This window comes from Nocardioides sp. YJ-D4, assembly GCF_054031495.1.
Genome location: NZ_CM132932.1, coordinates 1,497,499 through 1,509,431, shown reverse-complemented (window position 1 = coordinate 1,509,431; position 11,933 = coordinate 1,497,499). Strand labels below are relative to the sequence as shown.

The window sequence follows — 11,933 nt, the reverse complement described above, 5'->3', positions numbered from 1 at the left end:
AGGAGATGCCACGGGCTCTTAGGATGCCGTTCATGCCAGCGTCAGCAGGAGTGCGCCGAAGGGGTGCCGTACGCAGCGAGGAGGCTCGCATGGCGGTCCTCGACGCGACCGGGCGGCTCTTCGCCAGCCAGGGCTATGACCACCTCACCATCGAGGGAATCGCGGCCGAGGCCGGTGTCTCCAAGCAGACGATCTACCGCTGGTGGCCCTCGAAGAGCGCGGTCGTCGCCGATGCCATGATCGAGGACCTGCTGCTGCCGGACCACCCGGTCGTACCGGACACCGGGGACATCCGCGGCGACCTGATCGCCTGGATGCAGAGCCTCATCGACCTCGTCGCCCAGCCCGGCAACGACGGCCTCGTCCGCTCGCTCGTCGCGGCCGCCTGCGAGAACCCCGACATCGGCACCCGCCTCAACGACGCGCTCGGCATCACCGCCACCGTCTCGACCCGCATCGAGGCGGCCGTCGAGGCCGGCCAGCTGCCCGCCGACCTGCCGGTCACGGAGTTCGTGCGCGCCCTGGTCGGTGGCTTCGTGCTCCACTCCCTCGAGCGCACAGAGCCGGCTCCGGACGTCGCCGAGCGCCTGGTTCGCGCGCTCTTGCACTGAACTTCCCTTTACCCAAGAAAGAGGGATACGGACCTTCGCGGCCCGGCTACGGTGGAAGGCATGCCGAAGGTGCCGCCGCCCGTCTACGTCGCCGTGGGCCTCGCCGCCCAGCATCTGCTCGCTCGGGGCCGCCGACCGACGCTCGTGCGGTCCGTCGCGGCCGGTCTCCTCACGGCCGGCTCGGTCTATGTCGCCGGCGGAGCCGCCCGGGGGTTCAAGCACAAGGACACCACGTTCGACCCGCTCGAGCCCGAGGGTGCGACTGCGGTCGTCACCGACGGGCCGTTCCGCTACACCCGCAACCCGATGTATGTCGGCATGGCCGGTCTCCTCACCGCCCACGCCGTTCTCCGCGGTGGCTGGCTTCCGCTCGTCCCCGTCGCGGCCTTCGTCGCCGTCATCGACCGCACCCAGATCCCCGCCGAGGAGCGCGCCCTGTCGTGGAGCTTCGGCGAGGCGTACGACTCCTACCGGAGCGCCACGCCCCGATGGCTCGGTCCGGTCCGGGGTGTCCCGCGTGGCTGAGCTCCTCCACACCGTTCTCGACACCACCGACGTACGACTATGCGCAGAATAGGCGCGTGAGCGAGATCGAGTACGTAGACAACCCGGCCAGGCATCGCTACGAGATCCGTGACGGCGAGACCGTCGCGGGGCTGGCGGCCTACCGGCTGCCCGACGACGAGCACGTGGACTTCGTGCACACGGAGGTCAAGGAGGCCTACAACGGGCAGGGGCTCGCCTCGAAGCTGGTGGCCTTCGCGTTGGCCGACGTGAGGGCGAAGGGGAAGCGGATCATTCCGCATTGCCCGTACGTCGCGGGGTGGCTGAAGCGGCACGGCGAGGAGTACGCCGACATCACCGACTGGCCGGCCCGATAACGAGGCTCGATCAGAGGGAGTCGGCCGACTTCCGCGGCTCCAGGCCCAGCTTGGCCAGGGGAGTGCAGGTCATGTGGGCCGAGGGCCAGGTCTGGCCCCGGGAGGACCCGCGGGAGTAGGGCCTGGCGCCCGACTGGTAGGTCACGAAGAACTCGTCCCCGACCTCGGCGACGCCTTCGGCAAGGTGCGGGAGCCACTGCAGAGCGCGGGGCCGGATGGTGACCCGGTCCTGCACGATCAGCTGGCTGCGTCGGGCCGGACCACGGTTGACGCTGAAGACGTACTCCTCCTCCCGGACCACGACGCCCTGGGTGCCGACCGGGGTGCGTACGCCGATCGGGGTCTTGATCTGCCAGGTGTCGTCCTTGCGGATGTACTTGTAGAGGCGGTTGTTCGCGTGCGACCCGACGTAGAGCAGGTCCTTCGCGGCGGCGAGGTAGGAGCCGGCGGCGAGGGCGACCAACGGGGAGACGGTCGAGACGGTCGAGAGCGGTTCGGCGTGGACGATCTGGGTCAGTGAGTAGCGGTAGAGGCGGGGCGGGTTCCCCTCGCGGCACACGTAGACCTCGTCGCCGATGACCGCGACGCCGCCGGCGTTGACCGGTCCGCTGACGCTGCCCTTCGGCCCGCCGAGGTAGACGGCGTTGATCAGCTCGCCCGACGGCCTGTCGATCAGAGCGAGCGCGGAGCCGAGCTTGTCGCCGTAGTAGCCCTGCAGGAGCAGCTCGGCCTCGGGGGAGTACGCCAGGCCCTGGGGGATCCAGCCGTGGTCCTCGTCCCCGGTGAGCACCCCGGCGGTGGCGATGTGCGGGATCAGCGGACCGAGTCTGCTGCCACTACGGCCCAGCCAGGTCTCGGTGCGGTCGATGCCGCGTTGGACCCACTTCTGCTGCCTCTTGGCCATCACCTTGGGGTCGATCACGATCAAAAAATCTATCCGCTCGGGCACCGATCGACGGTCGCTTCGGGGTGCGAGTCCGACAACTGTCCATCTGACGGAACGGTCGGGCGACAGGTTCCATGTACTCGCGGGTAGATATGGTGGCAGGATCTGCCGACATGACGAAGCACGCCGACGTGATCGTGGTAGGAGCCGGCCTCGCCGGCCTGGCAGCAGCGGCCGAGGTCGCGGACGCGGGAAAGAGCGTCCTCCTGGTCGACCAGGAGCCGGAGCAGTCGCTGGGCGGCCAGGCCTTCTGGAGCCTCGGCGGGCTCTTCCTCGTCGACAGCCCCGAGCAGCGCCGGATGGGGATCCACGACTCACCCGAGCTGGCGCTCCAGGACTGGATGGGATCTGCCCAGTTCGACCGTGACGAGGACCTGTGGCCGCGGCGCTGGGCCGAGGCGTACCTGGACTTCGCGGCGGGCGAGAAGCGGTCCTGGCTGCGTCAGATGGGCCACCGGATCTTCCCGGTCGTCGGCTGGGCCGAGCGTGGCGACGGCCGCGCGGACGGCCACGGCAACTCGGTGCCGCGCTTCCACATCACCTGGGGGACCGGGCCGGGCGTGGTCGAGCCGTTCGAGCGGCGGGTGCGTGCCCACGCCGACAGCGGCCGGATCACCTTCGCCTTCCGGCACCGCGTGGACCATCTCGTGGTCGAGGACGGGGCCGTCGTCGGCGTACGCGGCAAGGTTCTCGAGCCCAGCGACATCGAGCGCGGGCATGCCTCCTCGCGCACGGAGGTCGAGGACTTCGAGCTCAGCGGCCAGGCCGTGATCGTCACCTCCGGCGGCATCGGCGGCGACCACGACCTCGTCCGCAAGCATTGGCCCGCCCGGCTCGGCACCCCGCCGAAGTCGATGGTCTCCGGCGTCCCGGCGCACGTGGACGGCCGGATGCTCGCCATCACCGGAGCGACCGGCGCCAAGATCATCAACGACGACCGGATGTGGCACTACGTCGAGGGCATCCGCAACTGGGACTCGATCTGGGCCAACCACGGCATCCGGATCCTGCCCGGTCCGTCCTCGCTGTGGCTGGACGCGACCGGCAAGCGCCTCCCGGCGCCGTTCTTCCCCGGCTTCGACACCCTCGGCACGCTCAAGCACCTGCGTCAGACCGGCTACGACTACTCCTGGTTCGTGCTCACCGAGAAGATCATCAAGAAGGAGTTCGCGCTCTCCGGATCGGAGCAGAACCCCGACCTGACCGGCAAGGACATCAAGCTGCTCGCCGAGCGGGCGCGCAAGGGCCCGGGCCCGGTGAAGAGCTTCATGGAGCACGGCGAGGACTTCGTGGTCGCCGAGAACCTCACCGCGCTGGTCCACGGCATGAACGGCCTCGCGGAGAAGGACCCGACCGGCCCGCAGATCAAGGAGAGCGAGCTGCGCCGGATCATCGAGGCCCGCGACCGCGAGATCGCCAACAACTTCACCAAGGACGCTCAGATCACCGCGCTGTACGCCGCCCGCCACTACCGTGGCGACAAGCTGCAGCGCACCGCCAAGCCCCACCGGATCCTCGACGCCGAGGCCGGCCCGCTGATCGCGGTCAAGCTGCACATCCTCTCCCGCAAGACCCTCGGCGGGCTCGAGACGGACCTGTCCGGCCGCTGCCTGACCGCCGCCGGCACCCCGCTTCCGGGGCTCTATGCGGCCGGCGAGGTCGCGGGCTTCGGCGGCGGCGGGATGATGGGCTACAACGCGCTCGAGGGCACGTTCCTCGGCGGCTGCCTGTTCTCGGGACGTACGGCGGGCCGAGCGGCGGCCGCGGCGATCTGACCCGGTCGGCTCAGTGGGCGCCGGAGAGGTTCAGCCCGACCACGCCGACGACGATCATCGCCAGGAAGCCGGCCTTGGCGGCGGTGAGGTGCTCACCGAGGAACATCACGCCGATGCCCGCGACCAGGGCGGTGCCGAGGCCTGACCAGATGGCGTACGCCACCGAGACCGGCATCCGCTCCACGACCACCGAGAGCAGCCAGATCGAGGCGCCGTAGCCGGCCAGGACGGCGACCGACCAGCCGAGGTTGCGGAAGCCCTCGGTGCGTGGGAGCAGCGCGGTGCTGACCACCTCGATCGCGATGGCGGCGACGAGCAGAATGGCGGCGTACATCTTCGGGTCCTCCTGAGGCGCATGTAGCGACTGCTACATCATGCCAAATGTAGCAGTCGCTACATGTTGGGCATAATGCTTTTCATGGACCGCAAGGAGGAGCTCCTCGGGCAGGTGGTCGACCACGTGCTGGAGCACGGGCTGATCGGCCTGACCCTGCGTCCGCTGGCGGCGGCGATCGGCACCAGCGACCGGATGCTGATCTACCACTTCGGCGGGCGCGACGAGCTCGTCGCCGCGGTGGTGGCGCGCACCAACGAGCTCTCCGTCGCAGCGATCGCCGCGCTGGAGCCGGCCGATGACGTACGCGCCGGGGTGGAGACCCTGTGGCGGGCCTACCGCACCGAGCCGCTGCACAGCTGCCTGCAGATCTACCTGCAGGCGGCCGCGACCGGGCTGATCGGGATGGAGCCCTATCGCTCGGTCGTCCGGGAGACCAACGAGCTGTGGTACGCCGCGCTGCGCGACTACCTCACCGCCTGTGGCGCGCCGCCCGAGCGTGCGGGCCGCATCGTCACGCTCGTCGACTCGTCGCTGTTCGGCTTCCATCTGGACCTGGCCACCGACCGGCCCGACGAGCTCGCCGCCGGAGTGGCGGATCTCGCCGCGGCCGCGGGAGCGATCGCCGAGGGCTGATCGAGGGTTCGGCACAATGCGGCGGGTGAACTCGCTGCTGAAGACGATCCCCGCCGACCGTATGCACCTGTGGCTGATGCTCGTGCTCACCTTCACCACGGGCATCAACGACGCCGTCGGCTACCTCGGTCTGGACAAGGTCTTCACCGGCAACATGACCGGCAACGTGGTCATCCTCGGCATGGCGCTGGTCGGCGACACCGGCCTCCCGGTCCTCGGGCCGGCGCTGGCACTGGTCGGGTTCATGGCCGGAGCCGCGCTCGGCGGGCGGGTGCTGAAGGCCGACAAGCGGGCCTGGAGCGGGCGCACGACCGCACTGTTCTCCCTGGTCGCGGTCATGATGCTGGTGCTGGCCGGGCTGCTCTTCGTGACCGGTGACGAGCCCTCGAGCGCGGTGATGATCACGACCACCACGCTCGCCGCGGTCGCCATGGGGACCCAGGCGGCTGCCGCTCGCCACATCGCGGTCAAGGACGTGACGACCGTCGTCGTCACCAGCACGATCACGGGCCTCGCGGCCGACTCACCGCTCGGCTCCGGCAAGGCGTCCTTCCGTGGTGGCGGCACTGCGCGGCGCGTGATCACCATCCTGCTGATCCTGCTCGGCGCCTCCGCCGGCGCCGGGATGCTGCTGTGGCACACCGGCGGCGGCCTGCTGCTGGCCGGCATCCTGATCGGGCTCGCCACCATCCTCGGCGCCTGGCACGCCCGGGTGCACCGCTCGATCATCTAGGGTCTGCCACGTGGAGTGCCCCAAGTTCGCGGTCAGCGTCGATCTCGTCGTGCTCACCGTGCGTGACGACGCGCTCTGCGCCCTGGTCGTACGCCGCGGCATCGAGCCTTATCGAGGCGCCTGGGCGCTGCCGGGTGGATTCGTCCTCGACGACGAGGGTCTTGAGGAGGCGGCGGCACGCGAGCTCGCGGAGGAGACCGGCATGCGGCCGGGCAGCGTGCATGTCGAGCAGCTGGCGACGTACGGCTCTCCGGGGCGGGACCCGCGGACACGCGTCGTGACCGTCGCCTATCTCGCGCTGGCGCCCGACCTGCCGGTGCCCGCGGCGGGGTCGGACGCGGCGGAGGCGCAGTGGTGGCCGGTCGACGCGCTGCTGGCCGGCGGCGGCCTCGCCTTCGACCACGCCGCGATCCTGCGTGACGGCGTCGAGCGCGCGCGCTCCAAGCTGGAGTACTCACCGCTGGGTGCGGCGTTCTGCGCCGAGGAGTTCACCGTCGCCGAGCTGCGCCGGGTCTACGAGATCGTCTGGGGCGAGCGCCTCGACCCCCGCAACTTCCATCGCAAGGTCACCAAGACCGAGGCCTTCCTCGAGCCCACGGGCGCCACGACGACCCGGGACGGTGGCCGGCCGGCTCAGCTCTTCCGCCGGGGCTCCGCCGAGCACCTGCACCCGCCGCTGCTGCGGCGTACGACCTGACGGTTTGGTCACCGAAAGGTCTCGGGCTGATCACGAACCGATAACGGCGAACTCGGTGTGGTGGACGGCACACACGACGCGGCCGAACGCGTTGGGTAACTAGACAACAGTCACGGCATTCTTGTCCAGCGGACGCCGCGTCTCGGGATCGAACGCCCTGTTCGAGAGTTTCTCTTGAAAGGGTCGTTACAACGCCGAAACGCCAGTGCCAGCCCCTGAAACCTCCGCTCGCTACGGTCCCCGAAACCTATGCGTGACACTCCTCGAAGGGAACTCGTTTCGATGTCTACCCCCGCCTCTCGGACCTCGCGACGTACGTCAGTTCAACGCCGGGCCGCCGCGGCCCTGCTGACCCTGGTCGCCGCCACCACTCTGGCCGCCTGCGGCTCCGACTCCGAAGAAGGCAGCAGCGAGGAGGGCTTCGGCACCATCTCGATGCAGTACTCCTGGATCAAGAACGAGGAGTTCGCCGGCGAGTTCTACGCCGAGGACAAGGGCTACTACGAGGAAGCCGGCTTCGACGCGGTCAACGGCATCTCCGGCCCCGACACCGGCGTGGCCAAGCTGCTCTCCGGCAAGGTCCAGGTCGCCATCAACGACGCCGCCTCGGTCGGCTCCGCGATCGCCGAGCAGGAGGCGCCGCTGAAGATCATCGGCGCCACCTTCCAGAAGAACCCGTTCACCATCCTCTCCCTCAAGGACGGCGGCAACATCGCGACGCCGGCCGACCTCAAGGGCAAGAAGATCGGCGTCCAGGACTCCAACGTCAACGTCTTCAAGGCGATCCTCGCGGCCAACGGCCTGGAGGAGAAGAAGGACGACATCACCGTCGTCCCGGTCGAGTTCGACCCGACGCCGCTGATGAAGGGCCAGGTCGACGGCTTCATGGCCTACCTGACCAACGAGTCGATCACCGTCGAGATGGCCGGTCACGAGGTCACCAACCTGCCCTACGCCGAGAACGGCGTGCCGTACGTCGCCGAGACCTACACCGTCACCGACCAGTACCTCGCCGAGAACCGCGACCTCCTCAAGGCGCTGCTGACCGCCGAGATCAAGGGTTGGACCGAGACCTTCAAGAACCCCTCCGACGAGGTCGTCAAGGTCATCACCACCCACTACAACCAGGCGGCCAGCGACTCCGACGGTCTCGAGGCCAGCTTCGGTGAGCTCGACCCGGTGAAGACCAAGCGCGGTCTCGAGGAGTCGCAGAAGCTGATCTCGACGCCGGAGACCGAGAAGAACGGCCTCTTCACCATCTCCGAGGAGCTCCAGCAGCAGACCGTCGACTCGCTCGCCGCTGCCGGCTGGGAGGTATCGGCCGAGGACCTGTTCGACACCTCGATCATCGACGAGATCTACGAGGAGAACCCCGAGCTCAAGGACTACCAGAAGTAGTCATGGCCGAGAACAAGCTCATGGATGCCGGTGCTCCCGCTGCGGAGACCGGTGGCGGCACCGGCATCCACATCTCCGGAATCAGCAAGGTCTTCGGCTCCGGGTCGAAGGCAGTCACAGCGCTCAAGGACACCGAGCTCCACACCGACCAGGGCTCGTTCCTGGCCCTGCTGGGGCCTTCCGGCTGCGGTAAGTCGACGATCCTGCGGATCCTCGCGGGCCTGGAGACGCCCACCAGCGGAGAGGCGTACGTCGACGGCAAGGCTCCCGCCGAGCTGCGGCGTGACTCCGAGCTGGGGATCGCGTTCCAGGACCACGCGCTGCTGCCGTGGCGCTCGGTGGTCGGCAACATCAAGCTCGTCTTCGAGGTCGCCGGGCGCCGTCCCGACATGTCCTACATCCACGAGCTGATCAAGCTCGTGGGACTGGAGGGCTTCGAGAAGGCGCGCCCGGCGCAGCTCTCCGGCGGGATGCGGCAGCGGGTCTCGATCGCCCGCGCGCTCGCGCTGAAGCCGTCGGTGCTCCTGCTCGACGAGCCGTTCGGTGCGCTGGACGACATGACCCGGCAGAACCTCAACCTGGAGCTGCTGCGGATCTGGACCGAGAAGCCGGCGACCACGCTGCTGGTCACCCACGGCGTGAACGAGGCGATCTTCCTCTCCGACCGGGTCGCGGTGATGTCGCCGCGACCGGGCCGGATCAAGGAGATCATCGAGGTCGACCTTCCCCGGCCGCGCACGCCCGAGATGATGCGTACGCCGGAGTTCCACGCGCTGGCCGACCGGGCCTCCGAGCTGCTCTTCGGTGACGACGGGCGCGCCGAGGCGGAGTCTTGATGCGGCTGAGTCAACAGCTGGCCGGCTGGGTGGCCGGTCTGATCGGCGTGGTCACCCTCTTCGTGCTGTGGGCCGTCGTGGCCGTGACCGTGTTCCCGCCCGACCCCGGCACCGGGTTCACGCCGGTGCCGCCGCCGTGGACGGTCCTCTCCGAGATGGCCGCCGCGGGCCCGGCGGCGTTCTGGGACGGCGTACTCCGGGAGACACTGATGGAGGCGTCGATCGGGTTCCTCTGGGGCAACCTGATCGCCCTGCTGCTGGCCTCCCTGGTGCTGCTGGTGCCGTGGCTGGAGCCGATGATCATGCAGATCGCGGTGACGACGTACTGCCTGCCCGTGGTCGCCGTGGGCGGCATCTCGATCGTGGTCCTCGGCGGCGCCGAGCAGCCCGGTGACCCGTCGAAGACGTCGATCTTCCTGGCCGCGCTGATGGTCTTCTTCACGACCGTCGTCGGCGCCGTCCTCGGGTTCAAGTCGGCCGATCGCGCCTCGCTCGACGTGGTGCGGGTCTACGGCGGGTCGGTGTGGACCCAGCTGGTGAAGGTACGCCTCGTCGCGGCCGTGCCGGCGATCCTCAACGCGCTGCAGATCGCGGTGCCGACCGCGATCCTCGGTGCCGTGCTCGGCGAGTACCTCGGCTCCACCGACCGTGGCGTCGGGCGCACGCTGATCGTGCTGCAGGGCAAGCCGGACCCGGAGCGGCTCTGGGCCGTCTTCCTGGTCTGCGCCCTGGTCGCCCTGGCCGGCTACCTGCTGCTGGGGCTGGTCTCGCGTCTGGTGACGCCATGGGTCGCTGGGAGGTCCGGATGAGGTCGGGTGCGAAGGGTCTGTCGCGGGCGGTCCTGGGGCCGGTGCTGCACACCGTCGCCGCGCTGGCGATCGTGGTCGTGCTCTGGCAGGCGTTCGTGTCGTTCTCCAGCGTCTCGGAGTTCGTCGCGAAGGGTCCGCTGGACGTCGTCGACCACCTCTTCACCGGGCCGGACGCGGATGCCCACCGGGCGGAGCTCTTCCCGCTGACCTGGGTGACCCTGAGGGACGCCGCGCTCGGCTTCCTCGCCGGGATGGCGATCGCGGTGGTGGCGGCGGTGCTGTTCAACCTGTCGCGTACGGTCGAGGCCGGTGTGATGCCGCTGGCGCTGCTGCTGCGCTCGATCCCGCTGGTCGCGATCGCTCCGGTGGTCATGCTGATCACCGGCCGGGCTTCGACCGCCTCGGTCGTGGTGCTCGGGATCATCGTGGTGCTGTTCCCGGCGCTCGCCGCGGTCCTGTTCGGGCTCTCGCAGGCCTCGCCGCAGTCGCTGGACCTGGTCGCCGTCTACGGCGGATCGCGGCTCACCGCGATCCGCAAGGTGTCGCTGCCCGGCGCGCTCCCGTCGATCTTCGCCGCCGCCCGCGTCTCGGTGCCCGGCGCGGTGACCGGTGCGCTCCTGGCCGAGTGGCTCTCGACGGGCAAGGGCATCGGCGGCAACATCCAGAAGTTCCCCGCCGCCGCCCGCTTCGACGACCTGTGGGCAGCCGTCGCGATCATCACCGTGGTCACGCTGGTGCTCTACAACCTCGTCCAGCTCCTGGAGTCGGTCGCGCTGGAGCGGATGGGGATGACGACCCGCTAGCGCCGAGGCGTCACGTACGTCGCGCGAAGCGTCACTCCGGTCGGCCGAGTGGGCAATCCGATGCCCACTCGGCCGACCGGAGTGACGTCTCGACGGGTCAGTAGTCGGTGCGGTCCTGCTTCGCGAGCCACGCGTCGAACGGGTCGTACGCCTGCGGGATCCGCAGCTCGTCGACGCGGGTCGGCCAGTCGTGGTGCTCGTTGGCGCGGCCGGTCCCGAACAGGTCGTAGAAGGCGCGGTCGTCGAACCCGCCCTTGGCCGCGTCGTCACGGTCGGCCGCGTAGACGACCCGGTCCAGGCGCGCCCACAGCGCGGTCGCCAGGCACATCGGGCAGGGCTCGCACGAGGTGTAGAGCGTGCAGCCGGCCAGCGAGAAGCTGTCGGCCTCCTTGCAGGCGGAACGGATCGCGACGATCTCGGCATGGGCGCTCGGGTCCAGGTCGCGGGTGACCCGGTTCTGGCCCGTGCCCAGCAGGATGCCGTCGCGCAGGATGATGGCGCCGAACGGGCCGCCGCCGTTGTTCACGTTGCGCACGGCCAGCGCTACGGCCTGCTCCAGCCACATGGTGTCCGTCATGCCTAGTCCCCTCGCACAGGCCCGAGGATCGATGTTCCTACTGTCATTCTGCTCCTCGACATCACTCGACCTCGTGGAGCCGGTCATAGGTGGCGCTGATGGTCGAGACGCGGTCGCGTCCGGCCCGTCCCCGCTCGTGGAGTACGCCGTCGGCGAGCACGCTCGCCAGCGACATCGGCGCGGCCAGGGAGTCGAAGGCGAGAGCGCCCTGGACCGGGCACTCCAGCGCGATGTCGGCACGGCCGAGGTGGACCGTTCCGGTCGGGTCGGCGATCACGATCACGGTGCTTCCGGAGGCCGCGGCGGCGTCGACGAACTCGCCGAAGCCCGGCGGCCGGCGCCGGAGCCCGACCGCGACCACCACCGATCCCTCGCCGAGCTCGGCCAGCTCCTCGCCGATGACCTGGCCGGGAGCGGGCGCGAGCGTGACCCGCTCGCGGGTCTGGGTGAGCTGCTGGCGCAGATGGAGCGCGACCGGGTAGGAGTTGCGCCAGCCCGCGACCATCACGTCGCTCGCCTTGGCGATGGCCTCGATCGCCTCGGCGATGCCGGCCTGCTCCACGACCCGCGTGATCGCGGCTGCCTCACCCTCGGCGTGGGCGCTCAGGTCCGGAGCGCCCTCGACCCGTCGCGGCTCGCCGGCCGTACGCAGCCCCCGCAGGTGGTCGCGTACCTCGTCGAAGCCGTCGAAGCCCAGCGAGCGAAAGAGCCGGCTCATCGTCGCTTTGGACACCTCCGCGAGCGAGGCCAGCTCGGCCGCGCGGTAAGTCGCCAGGTCGTCGAGATGCTCCAGCAGCGTGTCGGCCGCCTTGCGCTCCTGGGGCGAGAGCGTCTGGTAGTTCGCGGCGATCCGCCGGTCGATCCGCTGATCCGCCCGAGTCGTGCTCACGGTCATGT

General features: G+C 69.7%; 15 protein-coding genes. 11 read left to right on the top strand and 4 right to left on the bottom strand.

The features are described from left to right. Positions 1–32: 32 nt before the first annotated feature. Genes ACW14X_RS07300 through ACW14X_RS07290 form a run of 3 tightly spaced genes read left to right on the top strand, consistent with a single transcriptional unit; the run spans position 33 to position 1,492 of the window. Positions 33–611, top strand: coding sequence for a TetR/AcrR family transcriptional regulator (locus tag ACW14X_RS07300; RefSeq protein WP_160024817.1), 579 nt, complete (start codon positions 33–35; stop codon positions 609–611). 60 nt (positions 612–671) lie between these two features. Further along, on the top strand, positions 672–1,136 hold the full coding sequence (locus ACW14X_RS07295; RefSeq protein WP_457165157.1) for a methyltransferase family protein: 465 nt from the start codon (positions 672–674) through the stop codon (positions 1,134–1,136). Between the two features lie 56 nt (positions 1,137–1,192). Further along, entirely contained in the window at positions 1,193–1,492 is a 300-nt protein-coding gene (locus tag ACW14X_RS07290; protein ID WP_457165156.1) for a GNAT family N-acetyltransferase, read from the top strand. Between the two features lie 10 nt (positions 1,493–1,502). Here the strand turns inward: ACW14X_RS07290 and ACW14X_RS07285 are convergent, their stop codons facing one another. Further along, on the bottom strand, positions 1,503–2,414 hold the full coding sequence (locus ACW14X_RS07285; protein WP_457165155.1) for a hypothetical protein: 912 nt from the start codon (positions 2,412–2,414) through the stop codon (positions 1,503–1,505). A 137-nt stretch (positions 2,415–2,551) separates the two neighbouring features. Here ACW14X_RS07285 and ACW14X_RS07280 point away from each other — a divergent pair, with 137 nt between their 5' ends. Next, entirely contained in the window at positions 2,552–4,213 is a 1,662-nt protein-coding gene (locus ACW14X_RS07280; protein ID WP_457165154.1) for an FAD-binding dehydrogenase, read from the top strand. Between the two features lie 10 nt (positions 4,214–4,223). On the opposite strand, the gene ACW14X_RS07275 is transcribed toward ACW14X_RS07280, so the two are convergent. Continuing rightward, positions 4,224–4,547, bottom strand: a complete 324-nt coding sequence (locus tag ACW14X_RS07275; protein ID WP_160024812.1) for a DMT family transporter — start codon at positions 4,545–4,547, stop codon at positions 4,224–4,226. Between the two features lie 84 nt (positions 4,548–4,631). On the opposite strand from ACW14X_RS07275, the gene ACW14X_RS07270 reads away from it, so the two are divergent. From ACW14X_RS07270 to ACW14X_RS07240, 7 genes are all read left to right on the top strand, one after another. Further along, positions 4,632–5,183 (top strand): TetR/AcrR family transcriptional regulator, encoded by a 552-nt coding sequence (locus ACW14X_RS07270; protein ID WP_400458805.1) that lies wholly within the window; start codon positions 4,632–4,634, stop codon positions 5,181–5,183. 25 nt (positions 5,184–5,208) lie between these two features. After that, a complete protein-coding gene (locus tag ACW14X_RS07265; RefSeq protein ID WP_350838122.1) occupies positions 5,209–5,916 on the top strand; it encodes a YoaK family protein in 708 nt (235 codons plus the stop codon). Positions 5,917–5,926: 10 nt separating this feature from the next. Next, positions 5,927–6,613, top strand: a complete 687-nt coding sequence (locus ACW14X_RS07260) for an NUDIX hydrolase (protein ID WP_457165153.1) — start codon at positions 5,927–5,929, stop codon at positions 6,611–6,613. A gap of 282 nt (positions 6,614–6,895) precedes the next feature. After that, positions 6,896–8,011: an ABC transporter substrate-binding protein gene (locus ACW14X_RS07255; protein ID WP_350838115.1), complete on the top strand. Its 1,116-nt coding sequence runs from the start codon at positions 6,896–6,898 to the stop codon at positions 8,009–8,011. Between the two features lie 2 nt (positions 8,012–8,013). Further along, the gene (locus ACW14X_RS07250; RefSeq protein ID WP_457165152.1) at positions 8,014–8,847 is read left to right on the top strand and encodes an ABC transporter ATP-binding protein; all 834 of its coding nucleotides are present in this window, start codon (positions 8,014–8,016) and stop codon (positions 8,845–8,847) included. After that, a complete protein-coding gene (locus ACW14X_RS07245; protein WP_160024806.1) occupies positions 8,847–9,656 on the top strand; it encodes an ABC transporter permease subunit in 810 nt (269 codons plus the stop codon). The genes ACW14X_RS07250 and ACW14X_RS07245 overlap by 1 nt, the downstream gene beginning before the upstream one ends. Next, positions 9,653–10,459: an ABC transporter permease gene (locus ACW14X_RS07240; RefSeq protein ID WP_457165151.1), complete on the top strand. Its 807-nt coding sequence runs from the start codon at positions 9,653–9,655 to the stop codon at positions 10,457–10,459. Before ACW14X_RS07245 ends, ACW14X_RS07240 begins: the two co-directional genes overlap by 4 nt. A 97-nt stretch (positions 10,460–10,556) precedes the next feature. On the opposite strand, the gene ACW14X_RS07235 is transcribed toward ACW14X_RS07240, so the two are convergent. Then, complete coding sequence (locus ACW14X_RS07235) at positions 10,557–11,036, bottom strand: nucleoside deaminase (RefSeq protein WP_160024805.1); 480 nt, start codon at positions 11,034–11,036, stop codon at positions 10,557–10,559. Positions 11,037–11,097: 61 nt separating this feature from the next. Beyond that, positions 11,098–11,931, bottom strand: a complete 834-nt coding sequence (locus tag ACW14X_RS07230; RefSeq protein WP_160024804.1) for a MurR/RpiR family transcriptional regulator — start codon at positions 11,929–11,931, stop codon at positions 11,098–11,100. Positions 11,932–11,933: the final 2 nt, after the last annotated feature.

Coding starts and splice junctions, on each gene's coding strand:
- ACW14X_RS07295 (WP_457165157.1), top strand. CDS start 672: ATGCCGAAGGTGCCGCCGCCCGTCTACGTCGCCGTGGGCCTCGCCGCC.
- ACW14X_RS07245 (WP_160024806.1), top strand. CDS start 8,847: ATGCGGCTGAGTCAACAGCTGGCCGGCTGGGTGGCCGGTCTGATCGGC.
- ACW14X_RS07240 (WP_457165151.1), top strand. CDS start 9,653: ATGAGGTCGGGTGCGAAGGGTCTGTCGCGGGCGGTCCTGGGGCCGGTG.
- ACW14X_RS07280 (WP_457165154.1), top strand. CDS start 2,552: ATGACGAAGCACGCCGACGTGATCGTGGTAGGAGCCGGCCTCGCCGGC.
- ACW14X_RS07275 (WP_160024812.1), bottom strand. CDS start 4,547: ATGTACGCCGCCATTCTGCTCGTCGCCGCCATCGCGATCGAGGTGGTC.
- ACW14X_RS07255 (WP_350838115.1), top strand. CDS start 6,896: ATGTCTACCCCCGCCTCTCGGACCTCGCGACGTACGTCAGTTCAACGC.
- ACW14X_RS07250 (WP_457165152.1), top strand. CDS start 8,014: ATGGCCGAGAACAAGCTCATGGATGCCGGTGCTCCCGCTGCGGAGACC.
- ACW14X_RS07300 (WP_160024817.1), top strand. CDS start 33: ATGCCAGCGTCAGCAGGAGTGCGCCGAAGGGGTGCCGTACGCAGCGAG.
- ACW14X_RS07270 (WP_400458805.1), top strand. CDS start 4,632: ATGGACCGCAAGGAGGAGCTCCTCGGGCAGGTGGTCGACCACGTGCTG.
- ACW14X_RS07230 (WP_160024804.1), bottom strand. CDS start 11,931: ATGACCGTGAGCACGACTCGGGCGGATCAGCGGATCGACCGGCGGATC.
- ACW14X_RS07235 (WP_160024805.1), bottom strand. CDS start 11,036: ATGACGGACACCATGTGGCTGGAGCAGGCCGTAGCGCTGGCCGTGCGC.